This is a genomic window from Arthrobacter sp. CP30, assembly GCF_053470025.1.
In genome coordinates this window covers 36573-55856 of the sequence record NZ_JBQEMM010000015.1, presented here as the reverse complement: position 1 = coordinate 55856, position 19284 = coordinate 36573, and the positions used below count along the sequence as shown (strand labels likewise).

Annotated in this window: 18 protein-coding genes, 2 tRNA genes and 1 pseudogene; 9 read left to right on the top strand and 12 right to left on the bottom strand. The window is 70.4% G+C overall.

Going from position 1 to position 19284, the window contains the following annotated elements:
* Both ACTIMO_RS16140 and ACTIMO_RS16135 read right to left on the bottom strand, forming a co-directional pair.
* Positions 1 to 583: pseudogene (locus ACTIMO_RS16140) on the bottom strand (hypothetical protein); the annotation flags it as partial.
* 64 nt (positions 584 to 647) lie between these two features.
* The gene (locus tag ACTIMO_RS16135) at positions 648 to 1265 is read right to left on the bottom strand and encodes a helix-turn-helix domain-containing protein (RefSeq protein WP_448183044.1); all 618 of its coding nucleotides are present in this window, start codon (positions 1263 to 1265) and stop codon (positions 648 to 650) included.
* 91 nt (positions 1266 to 1356) lie between these two features.
* On the opposite strand from ACTIMO_RS16135, the gene ACTIMO_RS16130 reads away from it, so the two are divergent.
* From ACTIMO_RS16130 to ACTIMO_RS16115, 4 genes are all read left to right on the top strand, one after another.
* Positions 1357 to 2460, top strand: a complete 1104-nt coding sequence (locus ACTIMO_RS16130; protein WP_448183043.1) for an NAD(P)/FAD-dependent oxidoreductase — start codon at positions 1357 to 1359, stop codon at positions 2458 to 2460.
* On the top strand, positions 2450 to 3079 hold the full coding sequence (locus ACTIMO_RS16125) for a class I SAM-dependent methyltransferase (RefSeq protein ID WP_448183042.1): 630 nt from the start codon (positions 2450 to 2452) through the stop codon (positions 3077 to 3079). Before ACTIMO_RS16130 ends, ACTIMO_RS16125 begins: the two co-directional genes overlap by 11 nt.
* A 70-nt stretch (positions 3080 to 3149) precedes the next feature.
* On the top strand, positions 3150 to 3578 hold the full coding sequence (locus ACTIMO_RS16120; protein WP_448183041.1) for a hypothetical protein: 429 nt from the start codon (positions 3150 to 3152) through the stop codon (positions 3576 to 3578).
* 29 nt (positions 3579 to 3607) lie between these two features.
* Positions 3608 to 3781, top strand: a complete 174-nt coding sequence (locus tag ACTIMO_RS16115) for a hypothetical protein (protein ID WP_448183040.1) — start codon at positions 3608 to 3610, stop codon at positions 3779 to 3781.
* Positions 3782 to 3867: 86 nt separating this feature from the next.
* On the opposite strand, the gene ACTIMO_RS16110 is transcribed toward ACTIMO_RS16115, so the two are convergent.
* Positions 3868 to 4698: an endo alpha-1,4 polygalactosaminidase gene (locus tag ACTIMO_RS16110; RefSeq protein WP_448183039.1), complete on the bottom strand. Its 831-nt coding sequence runs from the start codon at positions 4696 to 4698 to the stop codon at positions 3868 to 3870.
* A gap of 118 nt (positions 4699 to 4816) precedes the next feature.
* Between ACTIMO_RS16110 and ACTIMO_RS16105 the strand changes: the two genes are divergently transcribed.
* Positions 4817 to 5080, top strand: coding sequence for a hypothetical protein (locus ACTIMO_RS16105; RefSeq protein ID WP_152812481.1), 264 nt, complete (start codon positions 4817 to 4819; stop codon positions 5078 to 5080).
* 67 nt (positions 5081 to 5147) lie between these two features.
* On the opposite strand, the gene ACTIMO_RS16100 is transcribed toward ACTIMO_RS16105, so the two are convergent.
* The 7 genes from ACTIMO_RS16100 to ACTIMO_RS16070 form a co-directional block, all read right to left on the bottom strand.
* Positions 5148 to 5221 (bottom strand) — tRNA-Met (locus ACTIMO_RS16100).
* Between the two features lie 54 nt (positions 5222 to 5275).
* Positions 5276 to 5347 (bottom strand) — tRNA-Thr (locus tag ACTIMO_RS16095).
* 128 nt (positions 5348 to 5475) lie between these two features.
* Positions 5476 to 7392, bottom strand: a complete 1917-nt coding sequence (locus tag ACTIMO_RS16090; RefSeq protein WP_448183038.1) for a DEAD/DEAH box helicase — start codon at positions 7390 to 7392, stop codon at positions 5476 to 5478.
* Between the two features lie 337 nt (positions 7393 to 7729).
* On the bottom strand, positions 7730 to 8386 hold the full coding sequence (locus tag ACTIMO_RS16085) for an MOSC domain-containing protein (protein ID WP_448183037.1): 657 nt from the start codon (positions 8384 to 8386) through the stop codon (positions 7730 to 7732).
* Between the two features lie 36 nt (positions 8387 to 8422).
* Positions 8423 to 9097 (bottom strand): response regulator, encoded by a 675-nt coding sequence (locus ACTIMO_RS16080; protein ID WP_422390473.1) that lies wholly within the window; start codon positions 9095 to 9097, stop codon positions 8423 to 8425.
* Entirely contained in the window at positions 9094 to 10707 is a 1614-nt protein-coding gene (locus tag ACTIMO_RS16075; RefSeq protein ID WP_448183036.1) for an ATP-binding protein, read from the bottom strand. Before ACTIMO_RS16075 ends, ACTIMO_RS16080 begins: the two co-directional genes overlap by 4 nt.
* On the bottom strand, positions 10707 to 12140 hold the full coding sequence (locus ACTIMO_RS16070) for a glycosyltransferase 87 family protein (RefSeq protein WP_448183035.1): 1434 nt from the start codon (positions 12138 to 12140) through the stop codon (positions 10707 to 10709). The genes ACTIMO_RS16075 and ACTIMO_RS16070 overlap by 1 nt, the downstream gene beginning before the upstream one ends.
* Positions 12141 to 12288: 148 nt before the next feature.
* Here ACTIMO_RS16070 and ACTIMO_RS16065 point away from each other — a divergent pair, with 148 nt between their 5' ends.
* Both ACTIMO_RS16065 and ACTIMO_RS16060 read left to right on the top strand, forming a co-directional pair.
* A complete protein-coding gene (locus tag ACTIMO_RS16065) occupies positions 12289 to 13473 on the top strand; it encodes an amidohydrolase (protein WP_448183034.1) in 1185 nt (394 codons plus the stop codon).
* 10 nt (positions 13474 to 13483) lie between these two features.
* Complete coding sequence (locus ACTIMO_RS16060; protein WP_055767909.1) at positions 13484 to 13900, top strand: hypothetical protein; 417 nt, start codon at positions 13484 to 13486, stop codon at positions 13898 to 13900.
* A 214-nt stretch (positions 13901 to 14114) separates the two neighbouring features.
* On the opposite strand, the gene ACTIMO_RS16055 is transcribed toward ACTIMO_RS16060, so the two are convergent.
* Positions 14115 to 15278 (bottom strand): cystathionine gamma-synthase, encoded by a 1164-nt coding sequence (locus tag ACTIMO_RS16055; protein WP_422390477.1) that lies wholly within the window; start codon positions 15276 to 15278, stop codon positions 14115 to 14117.
* Between the two features lie 27 nt (positions 15279 to 15305).
* Complete coding sequence (locus ACTIMO_RS16050; RefSeq protein ID WP_448183033.1) at positions 15306 to 16682, bottom strand: cystathionine beta-synthase; 1377 nt, start codon at positions 16680 to 16682, stop codon at positions 15306 to 15308.
* Positions 16683 to 16870: 188 nt separating this feature from the next.
* Here ACTIMO_RS16050 and ACTIMO_RS16045 point away from each other — a divergent pair, with 188 nt between their 5' ends.
* Together ACTIMO_RS16045 and ACTIMO_RS16040 are read left to right on the top strand one after the other, a co-directional pair.
* Entirely contained in the window at positions 16871 to 18028 is a 1158-nt protein-coding gene (locus tag ACTIMO_RS16045) for an SLC13 family permease (protein ID WP_448183032.1), read from the top strand.
* A gap of 135 nt (positions 18029 to 18163) precedes the next feature.
* Positions 18164 to 19240, top strand: coding sequence for a tartrate dehydrogenase (locus tag ACTIMO_RS16040; protein WP_448183031.1), 1077 nt, complete (start codon positions 18164 to 18166; stop codon positions 19238 to 19240).
* Positions 19241 to 19284 lie beyond the last annotated feature (44 nt).

Here is a 19284-nt window from a genome sequence, read left to right as displayed (position 1 = left end):
GGCCGGGGGACGCCGGGGGCACCGGGAGCGGCTGCGGTACCGGGAACTCCGCCGGGGAGACCGAGGAGTTCTCGGCGTCCGGTCCCGTGGCAGGACGACCGGGCGCAGTCGGCTGGGGGCCGGTGGGGGTCGGATCCGGGACCATCCCGCCATCCCTCGCAGCACCTGGTGCCGGCTCCCCGATCGGACCGGGAGAGGACACCGAGATACGGACCGGCCCGGAGGCAGGCGCCTCGAAGACCGGGACCCCCGCGGGTCCGCGCACGGAGGACGGCGCGTTGGCGCCCGGCGGCGGACCGTCCGGCGTGGGACCGTCCGGCGTGGGACCGTCCGGCGTGCCTGGTGCGGGGGACGTGAAGGATGCGGGGGTGGTCGGGGTCGGTGCCCGACGGACCGTCAGGTCGACGTCGTCGTCGGGGTGCGGGGCGCTGCCCGTCGGGGCGTCGGCGCCGACCGTGTCCTCGGGAGCGAAACGGTCGACGAAGCGGGGCGGGCCTGCGTCCGAGGCGTCCCGGCGTCGTCGTGCGCCTCCCACCCCCTCCGGGGCGTCGTCCGGCATCCAGTCAGACTGGTCTTGCGTCATTGGTGTTCCGTTCCCCCGCCGGCCCTGCGACGGGCCGCTGTCAGTCGTTCCGACTGCGCTCATCCTATAAGGACGCCGATGAAGTGGTCCCGGCCCTGCCGGCGCGCTGTGGACGCGCCCTGACATGCATCCGCTCCCCCTGCTTCCCGAACAGGCTGATAAATTCCACGGTACGTCCGTCGGCGCTGGCGAACCAGTGCGGCGTGTGCGTGTCGAACTCTGCCGCCTCCCCGGGCCCGAGCACGAAGTCGTTCTCCCCGAGTACGAGCCGCAGGGACCCGTTGAGGATGTAGAGCCACTCGTAGCCCTCGTGGACCTGGGGGTCCGGGTCCGCGCCGCGCGCGTCCCCGGCGAGCACCATCTTGAACGCCTGGACCCCGCCCGGTCGTCTGGTCAGCGGGATCGCCGTGATCCCCCGGTGCTCGATCGGACGGAGGTGGATGCGCGGGTCCCCCGTGGGGGGTGCGCCCACGAGGTCGTCGAGGGGCACCCCGTAGAGCTTTGCGATGGGCAGGAGCAGCTCGAGATTGGGGCGGCGCCGCCCCGCCTCGAGCCGCGAGAGGGTACTGACGGAGACGCCCGACGCCGCGGACACCTCGGTCAGGGTCAGGTTCCGCTGGGCCCTCAGGGCGCGGAGCCGGGGTCCGACGGCCCCGAGGACCGCGTCGAGTTCAGTCGTCATGCTGCCAGTTTGCCATAGCGGCAAGATACTTTGCCCTTCTGGTCGTGACTGCGGATGCTTGGTGGACCAGTACTTCCGAAGGAGAACGCGCATGCCACGCACCATCGACACCCCCAGCGCCCGGTACGACGTCGTCGTGATCGGCGGCGGCGCAGCGGGATTGAGCGCCGCCGTCACGCTGGGCCGGGCGCTACGCCGCGTCCTCGTCATCGACGCCGGTACCCCCCGCAACGCCCCCGCCGACGGCGTCCATGGGTACCTCTCGCGCGAGGGCATGAATCCTCTCGCCCTCCTCGCCGCCGGCCGTGCCGAGGCGGAGGCCTACGGGACGGCCGTCGTGACCGCCGAGGCAGTCGGTGCACGCCGCGTGGCCGAGGGCTTCGAGGTGGAGCTCGACGACGGCCGGACCGTGACGGGGCGTCGGGTCCTCCTGGCCACGGGCCTGCAGGACGGCCTCCCGGACATCCCGGGTCTCCGGGAGCAGTGGGGCTCGGGCGTCGTGCACTGCCCCTACTGCCACGGCTACGAGATCCGTGGGCAGAACATCGGCATCCTCGCGACCGGCGCCCTGTCCGCGCACCAGGCCCTCCTGTTCAGGCAGTGGTCGGAGAACATCACCCTCTTCCTGAACGACACGCTGATCCCCTCCGACGAGGAGTGGGAGAAACTGGCGGCGCGGTCCGTGCGCGTCGTCGACGGCGCCGTCGCCTCCGTGGACTCGATCGACGGCGGACTGACGGGGGTGACCCTGGCGGACGGGACGGGCTTCGACCTCCAGGCCCTCGCCGTCGGGAGCAGGATGAACGCCCGGGGCGGACTCGCCGAGGAGCTGGGCCTCGAGCTCCGGGACCACCCCACGGGCATGGGCACCTTCCTCGAACCCGGCCCCATGGGCACCACGGCGGTGCCGGGCGTCTACGTGGCGGGGAACGTCTCGAACGTCTCGGCCCAGGTGATCGTCGCGGCCGCGGAGGGCATGACGGCCGGGGCGATGATCAACGCCCACCTGATCGAGGAGGAGACGGCCTGGGCGGTCGAGGGCCGGAGCGGGCCCTTCTCCGCGGCGGTGGAGGCCGAGGTCTCGGCCGGTGTCCTTGGCGACCGGCGCCACGGGTTGGATGATGGGGCGGTCATCAGCGCCGCTGCGGGAGCGACGACGCAGTCACTGGACGAAGGAGTACGCCGTGCTGGTTGAGTACACGCAGGAGTTCTGGGACGAGAGGTACCGGCAGCGGGACCGCATCTGGAGCGGGAAGCCGAACCGGCATCTCGTGGCCGAGGTGGATGGCCTGCGGCCGGGCTCCGCGCTCGACGTCGGCTGCGGGGAGGGCGCGGACGCCGCCTGGCTCGCCGATCAGGGCTGGGACGTCCTCGGGATCGACGTGTCCGAGGTCGCCCTGGACCGGGCCCGGGCGCACTCGGCGGCACTCGACCCGTCCCTCGCGGATCGCCTGCACTGGCAGCAGGTGGACCTCCTGGCCTCACCGGACCTGCCCCGCGACCTCGACCTCGTGTCGATCCAGTTCATGCACCTGCCCGAGCCGCACCGCTCACGGGTCTTCGGGGAACTCGCGAGCCGCGTGGCCGTCGGGGGGACCCTGCTGATCGTGGCGCACGATCCCTCCGACCTGCACTCCGGGGTAGGACGGCCGCACCAGGCCGACCTCTACTTCACGGCCCAGGAGATCGCGGCCCTGCTCGACGACTCCTGGGATGTCCGCGTGTGCGAGTCCCGTCCGCGCGTCGAGCGCTCGCCCGACGGTCACGAGCACGCGATCAGCGATGCCGTCCTCCTGGCGGTGCGCACGGGCTGATCGGCGCGGGCGCCCGGGCCGGATGCGGCAGGGGCCCCTGAAGGGCAGGGGCGGAGACTACGCTGGCGCCATGTCCGCCCCAGCTCTCGCCCTGCCGCCGGATCCGATCGTCGTCGACCTGGTGTCCGACGGGCCGTCCTGGTGGGAGGTCGTCGGTGCGCTCGCGCCCTTCGCCGTCCTCCTCGCGGCGGTGCTGGCGACGCTGACGGCATTCGCGACCCTGCGCCAGCGCGCCGCGGCGGACCGCGCCACCCTCGACCAGAGACGGCGCGCGGACGACCGTGCGGAGTGGTGGCGGCGGACGCAGTGGGCGATCGACGCCGCGACGTCGCTCGACCCGGTACGGCAGGAAGCGGGTGTCGAGGCGCTGCTGCAGCTGTCCTACAGCGAGCTGGCCACCGAGGAGGACCGGCTGATCCTGGACGCGATCTGGGTGGGCAACCCCGTGGCCGATCCCGAGGGTGCGGGCGCTGGACTGCCAGACGGCGGTACCGGATAATAGGCGGGACGAGTGGAAGGAGGGGTCGCATGACCGACACGGCACCAGCACGGACACCTCCGCCTGCCGAGGGCACCTACCGACGGCCGGCCGACACACCGCGCGTCACGGCCGCCAAGGCCCGGCTGCGGGTCGCCCTCGACCAGCAACTCGGTCGCCCGACCCCGCAGTCCGTCAAGGACGCCGCCGAGGGCAAGCGCTAGTCATCACCCGAACGCATGGAGCCCGGCAGGAGGACCTGCCGGGCTCCGCCGTTCCCCTGCCCCGGGGCGGATCGCTGCAGACGCGGTCAGCACCTCCGGAACAGATATCCGACGTCGCCGGGCCTCGACAGCTCCCGGTCCCGCACCACCGTCGACGATGGCCGGTCCCCATCCGCACAGGCGTCCGCCGTGGGTCCCGGATACTCGACGGCGAGCACCGCGTCTCCGTACTGCGCCGCGTACTCCCCGCACTCACGGAACTCCACGCACTGCTCGGCGATGGCGAAGTCGAAACCGACGCCGGCGAGCTCCGCCGTGTCCTCCGCCGCGTTCTTCTGGCCCACCAGCAGCCCCAGCCCCTGTGCCGCCGCCACGAGCGTCGTCGCCAGCGCCCTGTTGTCGTCGAGGACGAGCAGCCCGTCCGACCGGACGTAGGAATCGAGATTGTCCAGTTCGACGGCGTCGAAGCCACGGTCCGCGCATTCCTTGAGGACGGCTCCGGTCCGGGCGGCGATGGCGGTCCGCTTCGCCTCCGTCCCCGTGTCCAGCAGGTACTCGTCCGGCCAGTCGGGGTCGGCGAGCGGCTCGCCGTCGATCGTCAGGACGAGGCCGTCGGCCAGCCACCCGGAGGACGCGCCGGGCTGCGTCTGGAAGGCATTGACATAGCAGATCGAGTACACACCGTCGGCCGGTCCGTCGGACAGCTCCCGGACGACGACGCCGGTGCCCTCCGCGGGCGGATAGGATCCGCCGAGCTGGTAGTCCCAGGGCACCCCCGCAGGGAAGGGCCGCACGTCGGCCGCCGCCGAGCAGCCGCCGATCAGCGCCGTCGCGGCGACCAGCACCGCCGTCACCCGCCAGGCCTGCCGTCGATCATCCACCGTGCCACCGTAGCGCTGCCGGGCGGAGGGAGCCACGCGGGTGGATCCCCCTGTCCCGCCGACGCGTGCAGCCGGGGTCGGAGTGCTGCGGTATTGTCTGTCTCGCCTCTAGAAGAAGGGGCACATCGGGTTGAGCGCGTGAATGAGGCAGTTCGTGAGTGATAGCAGCAGGTTGGACCCGGAGAAGGACTTCCCCGAGGACCTCTCGTCCGTCGATCGGGATGACCTCGACATCCTGAACAGCAGGAACCACCGTGACCGGGATCTCCAGTACATCCGCGACGGTGACGTGGATGCGGAGACGGAGGGCCGGCACCATGATCTTCGCGAGGAGCTCGATCGCCGCCAGGTGGATCGCGACGCAGCCCTCAGGGGCGACGCGCCGGCATCCGAGGACGCGGAGAGCGCCGCGGGCTGACGCCGCGGTGGAGTGGACGCAGAAGGCCCCGGAGCCGAAGCTCCGGGGCCTTCCCTGTCCTGCGAGGTAGCGGTGCCGGGACTCGATCCCGGGACCTCACGATTATGAGTCGTGCGCTCTAACCAGCTGAGCTACACCGCCCTAAACGAGGCTGCCCGCACCGATCGGCTGATCGTCACGGGCCCCTCATTTGCGAGCCCCCCACCGGAATCGATCCGGTGACCTCGTTCTTACCAAGAACGCGCTCTACCACTGAGCTAGGGGGGCAACAGCAAGAAACTTTACCAGTTCCCGACCGTTGGTGCGAAATCGTGGACCGCACTCAGGACCGGTACCGCGGTTCCGCGTCGGACCCGTGCCAGGCACGGGTCCGACGGGGTTCTACGAGCTGATTCCTACCACTGCTCGGACTGGGCGCTGGAGCGTCCGGCCCCTGCTCCCGCGCCCTTCGAGCGTGGTTTGCGGTTGGCGTCGCCCGAGAAGCGGGTGTCGCCGTCGCGCTTCGGGAAGTCCTTCTTGAAGGGCTTCTTGAACTCGCCCGCGCCGCGGTTGCCCGCGGGCTTGCGGCCCTTGTCCAGCTCGAGGTGGATCAGCTCGCCACCGATTCGCGTGCGGGAGAGAGCCCGCAGCTGATCGGTCGAGAGGTCCGCCGGGAGTTCCACGAGGCTGTGGTCGGCCCGGATGTCGATGCCGCCGATCTGCGAGGAGGAGATCCCGCCCTCGTTGGCGATGGCTCCGACGATCGAACCCGGCATCACGCGCTGGCGACGTCCCACCGCGATGCGGTAGGTGGCGTTGCCCTCCGTGAGGGTTCGCGTCGGGCCACGGGACCCGAAGGCGTCCTTGCGACCCTCGGCACGCTCACGCTGTCCGGCGGGGGCGACGGGGATGTCCTGAACGAGGATCGGCTGGCCGTTCTGCGCCATGACGGCGAGGGCGGCAGCGATCTCGGTCGCGGGCACGTCGTGCTCGCGCTCGTAGGTGGCGATGAGGTCGCGGAACAGGGCCACGTCCTTGCCGGCGAGCGTCTGCGTGATCTTGTCCGCGAACTTGCTGAGGCGCAGCTCGTTGATCTTGGCGGTGGAGGGCAGCTGCATCTGCTCGACCGGCTGGCGCGTGGCCTTCTCGATCGACCGCAGCAGGTACTTCTCACGCGGGGTGATGAAGAGGATCGCGTCACCCGAGCGCCCTGCACGGCCGGTGCGGCCGATGCGGTGGACGTAGGACTCGGTGTCGTTCGGGATGTCGTAGTTCACGACGAGCGAGATACGCTCCACATCGAGGCCACGGGCGGCGACGTCCGTGGCGACGAGGATGTCGATCTTTCCGTCACGCAGGGCCTCGACCGTGCGCTCACGCTGCTGCTGCGGGATGTCCCCGTTGATGGCTGCTGCCGAGAAGCCCCGTGAACGCAACTTGTCCGCCAGGTCTTCGGTAGCCGCCTTGGTGCGGACGAAGGCGATGATGCCGTCGTAGTCCTCCACCTCGAGGATGCGGGTCATCGCATCGAGCTTGTGCGGGCCCATGACCTGCAGGTAGCGCTGACGCGTGTTGGTGCCCGTGGTCGTCTTACCCTTGACCGAGATCTCGGCCGGATCATTCAGGTACTTCTTGGCGATGCGGCGGATGGCCGGGGGCATGGTCGCCGAGAACAGGGCGACCTGCTTCTCCTCGGGCGTGGAGGAGAGGATCTTCTCGACGTCCTCGGCGAAGCCCATGCGGAGCATCTCGTCGGCCTCGTCGAGCACCACGTACTCGAGGTTGGACAGGTCGAGCGACCCCTTCTCGATGTGGTCGATGACACGCCCGGGCGTTCCGACGACGACCTGCGCGCCACGGCGGAGTCCGTTGAGCTGCGGGCCGTACGGGGATCCGCCGTACACGGGAAGGACGGTGAAACCGTCCATGTGCTTGGCGTAGGACGTGAAGGCGTCGGCCACCTGGAGCGCGAGCTCGCGGGTCGGTGCGAGCACCAAGACCTGCGTGTTCTTGCTGGGACCGCCGTTGACGTCGGCGAGCTCCGCCATCTTCGAGAGCGCCGGGACGGCGAACGCGGCGGTCTTGCCGGTACCGGTCTGCGCCAGGCCCACGACGTCGCGGCCTTCGAGGAGTGCGGGGATGGTGGCCGCCTGGATGGGCGACGGCTTCTCGTAGCCGAGGTCGGTCAGGGCGGCGAGGATGCGGCCGTCGAGGTTGAGCTCGGTGAAGCGGATGCTCACGTCGTCGTCCTCCGGTGCGCCGGCGGGAGCCGCTGCGGTCGCCTCGGTGACGGGAGTGATGTCGATGATCTGCTCGGACAGGTTTTCAGGCACGGGAAGGATCCTCCAGGTAGGTGCCGGTCGGCCCTACGGGGTGGAGCCCGGAGTGCCGAATGAACATAGAAATCCGGCACTGTTTCAATCCCGCGGCAGGACTTCTCGCCACACGTGGTTCGCTGCTCTCACAGCAGTGATGTGTGACTTTTCTTCTAGCCGGCGCTCCCTGATGAATCTGCTCGCGAGTCTGTGCTCCGAGCCCCAACACAACCTATCCGGCCCGATGAGGGGCGGAAATAAAGGGAATACCGGTGTGGGGGATGTTCCAAGTCTACGGCATGCTGGCCCCCGCATGCGCCGGGAGGGCGACATGGGGCGCGTGACCTTCGGCACGTCAGGCGAACGACGCCACTCTCAGGGCCTGCAGCGCTGCCTTCCGCACCTGGGGGGTGAGCTTCAGTCCTGTCGAGTCGGCGGCACCGAGGAGGGACTGCGCCTGCCCCTCCGACAGGCCGGCGTAGACCTGCGCCGCGGTGATGCCGTGGTCGGGGACCTCCGTGACCCGGATGGTGTCCCCGGCCGAGATGATCCCCTTCGTCACGACGCTGAGATAGGTGCCCACGCGGTTGGCCTCGGCGAAACGCCTGACCCACGACCGCTCGCCCAGGTAGCGCGCGAAGTTCACGCACGGCGTCCGGGGCATGGTCACTTCCAGCACCACCTGATCACCGACACTCCAGCGTTCACCGATCACCGCGTGCGAGGCATCGACGCCGGAGACCCGGAGGTTCTCGCCGAACAGCCCGGGCGTGACCTCTCGCCCGAGTTCTGCCGACCAGAAGTCGGCATCGTCCTGTGCGTAGGCGTAGACGGCCTTCGTGGGACCGCCGTGGTGCTTCCTGCTGGCCTGGATGTCCCCCGTGAGACCGAGCGGGTGCACGGTGACGGGACCCTCGACCGGCCGCTTGTCGATGGCGGTCACACCGGTGGAGTCCTTCGTGGGCATGAGCTCGTGCACACGACAGACGGCGAGGAGCGTTCCGGTGGTCATGGGGACCATCCTAGGGGTCGGCTCGCGCAGGCACGGTCAGGGTTCGAAGCGGTACCCCATGCCGCTCTCCGTCACGAAGTGGCGCGGCGCCGCCGGGTCCCGTTCGAGCTTCTTGCGCAGCTGCGCCATGTACACCCGGAGGTACTGCACGTCCTTCGCGTAGGCGGGCCCCCAGACGTCGAGGAGAAGCTGCTGCTGGGTGACGAGCTTCCCGGGATGCGCGATCAGCCGGTCCACGATCTTCCACTCCGTGGGTGTGAGCCGGACGTCCTTGCCGCCCCTGATCACCCTCCGGGCCCCTGCGTCGAGGGTGAAGTCCGGCGTGGTGATGACCGGCGCTTCGGCCTCGACCAATGCACGCCGCGCGGCCGCCCGCAGCCGGGCCAGGAGCTCGTCCAGTCCGAAGGGCTTCGTCACGTAGTCGTCGGCTCCGGCGTCGAGTGCGTCCACCTTGTCCTCGGAACCGTGCCGGGCGGAGAGCACGATGATGTGGACCTGCGACCAGCCGCGGATGCGGCGGATGACCTCGACGCCGTCGATGTCCGGCAGGCCGAGGTCCAGCACGATGATGTCCGGGTGGTGCTCCGCCGCGGCCCCGAGCGCCGTCTCGCCGTCCACGGCCGTCACGCACTGGTAGCCGTACGCGCGGAGGTTGATCTCCAGGGCGCGAAGGAGCTGCGGTTCGTCGTCGACCACCAGCACGCGCGTCACAGCTCCACCGCTCCGGTGGAGATGGGCAGCCTGATGACGAGGGTGAGGCCGCCGCCCGGTGTCTGTTCGGCGTCGAGCATCCCGCCCATGACCTCCGTGAATCCCTTGGCGACCGCGAGGCCCAGCCCCACGCCGGCGCCGGACGGGGCGTCGTCGAGCCGCTGGAACGGCCGGAACATGGCCTCCACGTCGTCGCGCGACACTCCGCGCCCGTGGTCGATCACGCGCAGTTCGCCGGCCGGGAAGCCGTTGACGAGGGCGCGGCCGGTACCACCCGCGGAAGCGGTGATCTCGACGGCGGAGTCCGGTGCGTACTTCACGGCGTTCTCGACGATGTTCGCGACGACACGCTCCAGCAGTCCCGGGTCCGCGTCGACGGCCGGCAGGTTCGGCGGGATGGCCACGTGCACGCGGTCCCCCGGCACGTTGGCGAGCGCGGGGCCGACGACGTCGGTCCACCTGAGCGGCCGCAGGTGCGGGTTGACGGCGTCGCCGCTGATGCGCGACATGTCGAGCAGGTTGTTCACGAGGGCGTCCAGGCGGTCCGAGTAGTCCTCGATGGTCGCGAGCAGCTCGTCCTCGTCCTCCTGCGAGAAGGTGACGTCCGAGCGCCGGAGGCTGCTGACGGCCAGTTTGATCCCGGCCAGCGGCGTGCGGAGATCGTGTGAGACGGATCTGAGGATGGCGGTGCGCATGACGTTGCCCTCGACCAGCCTCCGGTTGGTCCGCGTGCTGGCGAGGAGTTCCTGCCGCTGCAGCAGGGCGCGGAGCTGCCCCGCGAAGGCGCGCAGGAGCCCGCGCTCCCGGGCGGAGAGGGCCGTGCCGAAGAGAGCCAGCGAGACGTCGTCGCCCACCTGCTCGACGGCGGTCGCCGCACCGATCGGCCAGGGATCGGCGGGGCCGGTGGGAGTCCGCCGGACCGCCCGGTCCTGCCGGTCCTGACGGCGGACCGGCTCACCCGCGGCGCTGCCGTCCGGCCCGGGCCGGACGGCCAGTGCCCTGCGCTCCATCCCGGTCCCTCCGTTGCGGCCCTGCTCCGCGGACCCCCCACGGCCCGCCCCACTGACCGCCGACACGCCGTCCGCCGGGCCGCTGTCCGCTGCACCGGCGAACAGGACGACGGCGTCGGCATCGAACTGGGCCTGGACGTGGCGGAGGAAACCCTGCAGCGTGTCCTCCTCGGCGAGCGCTCCCCGCGCGAGGTCGCCGAGCAGCGCGGCTTCCTGCTGCGCCATCGCCGCTTCTCGCGAGCGCCGTGCGGACAGTCCGACGACGAGGGACACCGTCACCGCCACCGCGATGAAGATCAGCACCGTGGCGACGTTCTCGGCCTCGGAGATCTCGAGGGAGCCGAACGGCTCGGTCGAGGTGTAGATCAGGATGATGCTGCTCCAGAGGGCGGCCAGCAGGGCCGGCCACAGTCCCCCGATCAGCGCGACCGCGATGACGCCCGCGATCTGGAACAGGACGTCGACGGCGAGCAGGGAGCCGCCCACCGAGAAGACGGCCAGCTCCAGCAGCGGCGGGAGGACGAGCGCGATCGCGCATCCGGCGGCGACGCGTCCGCGGCCCACGGGGGCCACGAGCGTCCGCCGGGTTGCGGGCACCATCAGTGGCGGCGGGTGCCGGGCGCGACGCCGTCGTACGCGCCGTCCTCGCGTGCCTCGTCCGTGGCGTCCTCGTGCGCGTGGTGACGCGCGGTGTGCTCGGGGAGGGAGTCGTCCGGCAGTGCGTCCTCTGACACGACGCCCTCCCCGCCGGCATCTCCCCCACTCGTGCCGGCTCCCGGCGCGAGCGGTCCCGCGGTGGACAGGCGTGCAGGGATGCGGGAGAGCAGTACCCAGAACACGGTCGTGGCCAGGGCGCAGACCACGCCTGCGCTGGAGGCGACCAGCCAGCCGGTGGTCAGCTGCGAGTCGAGGTCCTCGGCGCCGAACAGCAGGCCGATGGTCTTGGGCGAGTAGATGAACACCACCAGGGTGGGGACGAAGAGCGCGGCCGCCGCCGTCCGGTAGGCCTTCAACTCCGCGGGGAGGCCGGCGGCCTGGCCCGCGAGGACGGCGAGGACCACGACGATGAAGACCCAGTGGTGGGACCAGGAGATGGGTGAGATCAGCAGCATGAGCAACGCCGTCATGGCCATCGGCAGGAAACGGTCCCCACGCTGCTGCGCCGCGCGGATGACGTACGTGGCCGCCGCGACGAGGAGCAGGGAGATGATGAGCCACGGGACGGTCGACGGGAACTCGGGGCCCATCACGTGCAGGATGGCGCCACGGATCGACAGGTTGTCCACATATCCTTCGCCGCCGATGCGGCCCGTATCGCGCAGCATCTGCAGCCAGTAGGTCGCCGACTCGGCGGGCAGCAGGAGGAAACCGAGGGCGATGGTCCCGAAGAAGCCCGCGGCCATGGTGAACAGCTGCTTCCACTCGCCGCGTGCCAGGAAGTAGAGGCCGAAGACGAGCGGGGTGAGCTTGATGCCCGCCGCGATCCCCGTGAGCAGGCCCGTGGGCAGGCGGCGGTGCGGTCCGGACAGGAGATCGGCCGCGATCATCGCGAACAGCAGGATGTTCACCTGGGAGAAGGCCATCGTCTCGCGCCACGGCCCCAGCAGGCACACGAGCCCGGTCCCGGCGATCGCGAGGGGCAGGGCGGACGGATGGGCGAGCACGGCGCGCACCGACCGGAAGCCGCCGAGATACCGGGTGATGAGGAACGAGGTCGCGGCGGCGATCAGGACCGACAGTCCCACGAAGAGCACGGCACCGGTCTCGGCACTCACGAGGGTCAACGCCGTGAAGGCGAGCGCCGCGAACGGCGGATAGGTGAAGAGAAGCGAGCCCTCCCCCTCCCCGAAGGACCGCGTGTAGAGGGAGCCGTCGCCGTCGACCACGGACTGCCCGCCCATCCGGTACACGCGGTAGTCGAGGCCGATGAAGTCGGCCCAGGCGTACGCCCACGTCGCCAGCGCGGCGGCCACGACGAGGGCGGCGACGACGCCGAGCACCCGCCGGGTCACCGGGACAGTGCGCTGGCTCATGCTTGCCTTCCGAAGGACGGGGATGGAGCCGGGCACCGCGGATTCGGCGGGCAACGGCTCATCCAGTGTAGGCACGCCCCCTCGGGAAGCTGCTCCCGTGCGGATATGGTGGAAATCACCCCTCCCGCTGCGAAAGGTCCATCCACCGATGTCCTCCCCCCAGATCGTCGCCATCACGAACGCCCACGTCGTCCCGATCGACGGCGAGCCGTTCGACGGCACCGTCGTCGTCGAGGACGGGCGGATCACCGCGCTCGGCGCTTCCGTGACCGTGCCCGACGGCGCCGTCGTCGTCGATGCCGCCGGCAAGTGGCTGCTGCCCGGTTTCGTCGACGCCCACGTGCACCTCGGGACGCACGAGGAGGGCGAGGGCGTTGCCGGTGACGACACCAACGAGATGACGGACCCGAACACCGCCGGTGTCCGCGCGATCGACGCCATCAACCCCTTCGACCCCGGATTCGACGACGCGCTCGCGGGCGGCGTGACCACGGTCAATGTGAATCCCGGCTCGGGCAATCCGATCGGCGGCCTCGCCGTCGCCCTCCACACGCACGGGCGCTACCTCGAGGAGATGGTGCTGCGCTCCCCCAGCGGCCTGAAGTCCGCCCTCGGTGAGAACCCGAAGCGGGTCTACGGCGCCAAGGGGAAGACGCCGTCCACGCGCCTCGGCACCGCCCTGGTGATCCGCGAGGCCTTCATGAAGGCCCAGAACTACATGGGCAAGGCCGACGAGAATGCCCGCGATCCGCACATGGAGGCCCTGGCCATGGTGCTCCGCCGCGAGATCCCGTGGCGTCAGCACGCTCACCGTGCCGACGACATCGCGACAGCCATCCGCATCGCCGACGAGTTCGGCTACGACCTCGTGCTGGACCACGGCACCGAGGCCCACCTGCTCGGCGACGTCCTCGCGGAGCGGGGCACCCCTGTCCTGATCGGCCCCCTCTTCACCACCAAGTCCAAGGTGGAGCTCCGCGGCCGCTCGATCGCGAACCCGGGCAAGCTGGCGAGGGCCGGCGTCGAGATCTCGATCATCACCGACCACCCGGTCATCCCGATCAACTTCCTGGTGCACCAGGCCACCCTGGCCATCAAGGAGGGGCTGGACCGGGAGACCGCGCTGCGGTCGATCACCATCAACCCTGCGAAGGTCCTCGGACTCGCCGATCGCCTCGGCTCGCTCGCCGTCGGGAAGGACGCGGACCTCGTCCTGTGGAGCGGCGATCCCCTCGACGTCATGCAGCGCGCACTGCAGGTCTGGATCGGCGGCACGGAGGTCTACTCCTACGACACCGAGACGCACAGCGCCACCGTTGCCCCGCGCGTCTAGGCCGTCATCGGTGGCCGCTCCCCTGCCGCCGAGGCCCTTCACGCTGCGGGCGGCGATCATCCTGTGGCTCGTGATCTCGGTGCTCCTCGCCGTCGCGGCCGGCTCGTTCATCGCGTCCGCGGTGATGGAGGACTCGGACCGCGCAGGCTTCATCGGGCTCGGCACACTGTTCGGGGCGCTGGCCGTCCTGCAGCTGATCCTCCTGCTCCCGCTGCGGCGGGGCAGGAGGGGCGGGCGTGAGCTGCTCTCCACGATCGGCATCATCGTCGGGGTCCCCATCATCGTGCGGGGCACCCCGGGGCTGTCCCTGGTCGCGGTGGCCATGCTCGTCGCGGTGCTGCTCATGTGGCTGCCGCAGAGCAGCGACTACTTCCAGCTGACGCAGCCGAAGGCGAAGAAGCGGTTCAGGCTGCCCGGGTCCCGCTAGGGTCTGCCGGGCACTCGACACTCTCCGCGACGTCGTGCGCGCGCTTCAACCGACCCGGCGCGGGTCGGGCCGCGGCACGCCGCAGATCAGCGTCGCCGCGGGCCGAGGACGTGCACGACACCGCAGCCCGTCGCCGAGCCCGATTCCGAGCCCGCGGATCCCGAGAACACGAAGGGCCCCTCCGACCGGAGGGGCCCTTCACGTGCAGCAGCTGTCAGCGCAGTGCCGAGATGGCCTGCTCGAGGTCGCCGATGAGGTCCTCGAGGTCCTCGATGCCGACGGACAGCCGGACCAGGTTCTCGGGAACGGCGAGCTCGGTGCCCTTGACGGAGGCGTGCGTCATGTCCGACGGGTAGTTCATGAGCGACTCGATGCCACCCAGGGACTCCGCGAGGATGAAGACGCTCGTGTTCTCCGCAACCTTCTTCGCAGCCTCCGCTCCACCCCTGAACGTCACGGAGATCATGCCGCCGAAGTCCTTCATCTGCGCCGCGGCGAGGTCGTGGCCGGGGTGCTCGGGCAGGCCCGGGTAGTACACGCGCTCCACCTCGTCCTGCTCCTGCAGCCAGCGGGCGATCGCCAGGGCGTTCGAGGAATGCCGGTCCATGCGGACGCCCAAGGTCTTGAGTCCCCGCGTCGTCAGCCAGGCCTCCATCGGCGCCGACACGGCTCCGACGGCGAACTGCACGAAGCCGATCTTCTCCGCCAGCTCGTCGTCGTCGACGACGACGGCGCCGCCACTGGCATCGGAGTGACCGCCGATGTACTTGGTGGTCGAGTGCACGACGACGTCCGCGCCGAAGGTCAGCGGCTGCTGCAGGTAGGGCGACGCGAAGGTGTTGTCGACGACGAGCAGGGCCCCGGCGTCGTGGGCGAGCTGAGCGGTCGCCGCGATGTCGGTGATCTTCATCATCGGGTTCGACGGCGTCTCGACCCACACCATCCTGGTGTTGTTCGCGCTGATGGCGGCCTGCACGGCGTCGGTGTCCGCCATGTCGACGGCGGAGTTGGTGATGCCCCACTGGGACAGCACGCGGTCGATCAGGCGATAGGTGCCGCCGTAGGCGTCGTTCCCGAGGACGATGTGGTCGCCCGGACGGAGCGCAGCACGGATCAGCGCATCCTCGGCGGCGAGGCCGGATGAGAAGCTGAAGGCGTGCTTCCCGCCCTCGAGCGCGGCGATCTGCACCTGCAGCGCGTCGCGCGTGGGGTTGCCGCCGCGGCCGTACTCGTAGCCGTTGCGCAGTTGGCCGATGCCGTCCTGCGCGAACGTGGTGGTCTGGTACAGGGGCGGGATCACCGCTCCCGTGAGAGGGTCGGGGGTCTGGCCCGCGTGGACGGCTCGGGTGTTGAAACCCTGGGCGTCAGAGTGCGTCACGATGCTCCTGCGAATGGTGGTGGGGGATTACTTGCTCATATAGGTCAGCAAGTCGTGGCGCGTAAGAATTCCCACCGGGGACCCGACGAACGTCACCATCAGCGTGTCGCTGTCCTGGAGCCGCTCGCGCGCTGTCCCGACGGATTCGAGCGACCCGATGAGGGGCAGCTTCGCGTCCATGTGCTCGGAGATCTTGTCGGTGAGCTTGGCCTCGCCGTGGAAGATCTTGGCGGTCAGGGAGCGTTCGTCCACGGACCCGAGCACCTCGCCCATCTTGACCGGCGGTTCCTGGGACAGCACGGGGATGCTGGACACCCCGTACTCGTCCATGATCGAGATGACATCGCGCACCGTCTCGGTGGGGTGCGTGTGCACGAGATCCGGCAGCGAGCCCGACTTCGAGCGCAGCACCTCGCCCACGCTGGCGTCGTCGCCACTGTCCATGAAGCCGTAGGACTTCATCCAGTCGTCGTTGAAGATCTTGCCGAGGTAGCCGCGGCCGCCGTCGGGCAGGAGCACGACGACGACGTCGTCGGCCGTGAGGGTGCGCGCGACGCGCAGCGCCGCGACGACGGCCATGCCGCACGAGCCGCCGACGAGCAGGCCCTCCTCGCGGGCGAGGCGACGGGTCATCTCGAAGCTCTCCGCGTCCGTCACGGCGAGGATCTCGTCGGGGACGGTCGGATCGTAGGAGCCCGGCCACATGTCCTCGCCGACGCCCTCGACGAAGTAGGGACGACCCGTGCCGCCGGAGTAGATGGAGCCATCGGGATCCGCACCGATGATGCGGACGGGGCCCGACGCACGGTCGGCGGAGACCTCCTTGAGGTACCGTCCGGTGCCGGTGATGGTGCCGCCCGTGCCGACGCCGGTCACGAAGTGCGTGAGCCTGCCCTCGGTGTCGTCCCAGATCTCGGGGCCGGTGGTCTCGTAGTGGCTCAGGGGCCCGTTCTGGTTGGAGAACTGGTCGGGCTTGTAGGCGCCCGGGATCTCGCGGACCAGGCGGTCGGAGACGCCGTAGTAGGACTGGGGGCTGTCCGGCGCGACGGCGGTCGGCGTGACGACGACCTCGGCGCCGTAGGCCTTCAGGACGTTGCGCTTGTCCTCCCCCACCTTGTCCGGCACCACGAACACGCACTTGTAGCCGCGCTGCTGCGCGACGAGGGCGAGGCCGACGCCGGTGTTGCCGGAGGTCGGTTCGACGATGGTGCCACCGGGCTTGATCTTGCCCTCGGCCTCGGCTGCGTCGATGATCTTCGCCGCGATGCGGTCCTTCACCGATCCGCCCGGGTTGAGGTACTCGACCTTTGCGAGGACGGTGGCTGCGATGCCGTCGGTGACGGAGTTGAGCTTGACCAGCGGGGTGTTGCCGATCAGCTCGACGATGGAATTGGCGTACTTCATGACCACAACGCTACCGGCTGCGGGAGCGAACCTCCGCGCCCCGGTTACGCCGCGGGACGTTCCCGTGACGCGCGCCCGGTCGGCGCCGGAGCCCCGGTCGTGGCGGTAGGGGCGGCCGATACCTCCGGTCACGCAGGGCTCGCGGCCGACGCCGCGTGGCATACTTTCCGGCGGAACGGAGCCCGCCCTTGAACCTACGCAGTGCCTCCCGCGCGATCCTGCCCGGCCTCGCCGTCCTGTGTATCGTCACCGGCCTGCTGCCGGGGGCCGAGCTCACGGAGCTGTGGGCCCGGATCTGGCCGATCCTGCTGTTCGTGGCCGCCATGACGGTGGTGACGGACCTGCTGTTCTCCGCCGGCGTCTTCGAGCGGGTCATCGCCGCCGCGGCGGGTCTCGCGCGTGGCCGGACGCTCGCGCTGTGGCTCGTGACCGTCCTCCTCGCCGTCGTGTGCACGGTGTTCTTCTCCCTGGACACAACGGCGGTTCTGCTCACGCCGCTCGTCGTCCTCCTCGCCCGGCGCGCCGGGCTTCCGCCGCTCCCCTTCGCCGTGACGATCGTGTGGCTCGCCAACACGGCGTCCCTGCTCCTGCCCGTCTCCAACCTGACGAACCTCCTGGTGCAGGAGCGCCTCGGGCTGAGTCCGGTGGCCTTCGCCGGCCTCGTGTGGGGCCCGGCGATCGTCGGTGTCGTGGTTCCCTGCGCAGTCCTCCTCCTGATCTTCCGGCGCGATCTCGTCGGGCGCTTCAGCCCGGCGCAGGCCCGCGCCACGGAGGATCCGGTGCTGTTGCGTGCGGGGTACGCCGTCCTCGTGCTCCTCCTGCCGGCGCTCGTCAGCGGCGTGCCGGTGGCCCTGAGCGCGACCGTCGCCGCCGCCGTCCTGACCGTCCTGTTCGCCGTGCGCCGGCGGGGCACGCTCACCTTCCGGTTGATCCCGGTGAATCCACTCCTCCTCGCGCTCAGCCTCTTCGTCCTGGTCACCACCGCGCACGCGCAGGGGCTCGACGCCTTCCTCGCACCGGCCGCCGGTGACGGCGAGGGCTTCGTGGACCTGCTGCAACTCGCCGCGGTGGGCGCCGGTGGTGCCAACGCGGTCAACAATTTGCCCGCCTACCTGGCGCTCGAGCCGTCGGGGACGACGCCGCTCCGCCTGGCCGCGCTCCTGATCGGCGTCAACCTCGGGCCACTCGTCACGCCCTGGGGCTCCCTCGCGACGCTACTGTGGGCCGAGCGGCTCCGGTCGCTGGGCGTCACCGTCCGATGGGTGCCCTTCGCCGTCGCCGGGCTGCTGGTGACCGCACTGCTGCTGCCCGCCGCCGTCGCCGTCCTGGCCTGGCTGGGCCCCTGACGCCCACCCGGGCCGGTCTCCCGCGGACCCCGAGGTGTCCGGACCCGCGTCAAGGCCCGCGGACCGGCCGGACCCGCTTCCTCCCGTGCGCCTAGGCTGGAACGGTAAGCACCCTGCCGACGAGGAGCACGAACCATGACGAAGACCTATCGCATCGCCGTCATCGCCGGGGACGGCATCGGCAAGGAGGTCATGCCGGAGGGCCTGCGGTCGCTCCGGGCGGCAGCAGACCGCTACGGCTTCGGGGTGGACGCCGTGGACTTCGACTACGCGAGCGCCGAGTACTACCAGGCGCACGGGCAGATGCTGCCCGACGGCTGGTTCGAGGAACTGCGCGCCTTCGATGCCATCTTCTTCGGCGCGGTGGGCTGGCCTGACGTCGTCCCGGACCATGTCTCGCTGTGGGGCAGCCTGCTGCAGTTCCGCCGCCACTTCGACCAGTACGTGAACCTCCGTCCGGTGCGTCTGCTCCCCGGCATCACGAGCCCGCTCGCCGGCCGGAAGCCGGGCGACGTCGATTTCTGGGTGGTCCGGGAGAACACCGAGGGTGAGTACTCCAGCGTCGGCGGGAGGATGTTCGAGGGGACGGAGCGCGAGACCGTCATCCAGGACACCGTCATGACGCGCACCGGGGTGGACCGCATCCTCCGGTACGCCTTCGACCTCGCACAGAAGCGGGAGAAGAAGCACCTCACCTCGGCCACCAAGAGCAATGGCATCTCCATCACCATGCCGTACTGGGACGAGCGCGTGGAGGCGATGGCCGCGCACTACGACGGCGTCCGCGTGGACAAGTTCCACATCGACATCCTGTGTGCGAACTTCGTCCTGCACCCCGACTGGTTCGACGTCGTGGTGGCCAGCAACCTCTTCGGCGACATCCTCTCCGACCTCGGCCCCGCCTGCACCGGCACCATCGGCGTGGCACCGAGCGGGAACATCAATCCGGACCGCACCTTCCCGAGCCTCTTCGAGCCGGTCCACGGATCGGCGCCGGACATCGCGGGCCAGGGGATCGCGAACCCGGTGGGCCAGATCTGGAGCGCCTCCATGATGCTGGACCACCTGGGCGAGCCCGAGGCGGCGGCCGGCATCCTGGCCGCGATCGAATCGACCCTCGCGACCGGTGGGGACGCGCTCACGCGGGACCTCGGCGGCCAGGGCACGACGGCGTCGCTCGGCGGGAGGATCGCCCGTACCGTCGCGGGGTAGGTGTCGCGCCGTGGCGGCCTCGGCCGGAGGCCGCGCCCGTGGCA

Bases quoted from the DNA above. Each gene is read 5' to 3' on its own strand.
- ACTIMO_RS16120 (WP_448183041.1), top strand. From the start codon at position 3,150: ATGTCCGCCCCAGCTCTCGCCCTGCCGCCGGATCCGATCGTCGTCGAC.
- ACTIMO_RS16130 (WP_448183043.1), top strand. From the start codon at position 1,357: ATGCCACGCACCATCGACACCCCCAGCGCCCGGTACGACGTCGTCGTG.
- ACTIMO_RS16065 (WP_448183034.1), top strand. From the start codon at position 12,289: ATGTCCTCCCCCCAGATCGTCGCCATCACGAACGCCCACGTCGTCCCG.
- ACTIMO_RS16115 (WP_448183040.1), top strand. From the start codon at position 3,608: ATGACCGACACGGCACCAGCACGGACACCTCCGCCTGCCGAGGGCACC.
- ACTIMO_RS16135 (WP_448183044.1), bottom strand. From the start codon at position 1,265: ATGACGACTGAACTCGACGCGGTCCTCGGGGCCGTCGGACCCCGGCTC.
- ACTIMO_RS16050 (WP_448183033.1), bottom strand. From the start codon at position 16,682: ATGAAGTACGCCAATTCCATCGTCGAGCTGATCGGCAACACCCCGCTG.
- ACTIMO_RS16070 (WP_448183035.1), bottom strand. From the start codon at position 12,140: ATGAGCCAGCGCACTGTCCCGGTGACCCGGCGGGTGCTCGGCGTCGTC.
- ACTIMO_RS16075 (WP_448183036.1), bottom strand. From the start codon at position 10,707: ATGGTGCCCGCAACCCGGCGGACGCTCGTGGCCCCCGTGGGCCGCGGA.
- ACTIMO_RS16040 (WP_448183031.1), top strand. From the start codon at position 18,164: ATGACGAAGACCTATCGCATCGCCGTCATCGCCGGGGACGGCATCGGC.
- ACTIMO_RS16085 (WP_448183037.1), bottom strand. From the start codon at position 8,386: ATGACCACCGGAACGCTCCTCGCCGTCTGTCGTGTGCACGAGCTCATG.